Source organism: Chryseobacterium sp. SIMBA_029 (genome assembly GCF_046535275.1).
Classification (GTDB): Bacteria; Bacteroidota; Bacteroidia; order Flavobacteriales; family Weeksellaceae; genus Chryseobacterium.
The window spans coordinates 1-243 of sequence record NZ_JAWRXA010000757.1 but is presented as its reverse complement, the minus strand read 5'-3'; the positions used below and the strand labels follow the sequence as shown (position 1 = coordinate 243).

Annotated in this window: 1 protein-coding gene; it reads right to left on the bottom strand. The window is 55.1% G+C overall.

What is annotated here, in order from left to right; translation table 11 throughout:
• A partial coding sequence (locus tag SB679_RS25955; protein WP_410705267.1) for a Ku protein occupies nucleotides 1–243 on the bottom strand: 243 nt, incomplete at both ends.

The following is a 243-nucleotide window of genomic DNA, read 5'->3' as shown; positions in this document are numbered from 1 at the left end:
GGCTTGCCGCCGCGTTTGTCCGGAGCGATGAAGTACGCTTTGTCGAAATACAGCGGGTCAACCGAATTTTCAGGGACGAAGGAAACAACTTCAACTACGTGACTGGCACCTTCTTCCAGCGCCTTCAGTTCGTCGGGAGCGAAGACGACGAAATGGCCTGTTTCGAACTCGTAGCCTTTCTTCATATCCGCGCGAGCCACTACCTCGCCACTGGCTTCAGGTATGTACTGCTGCTTGACCCGG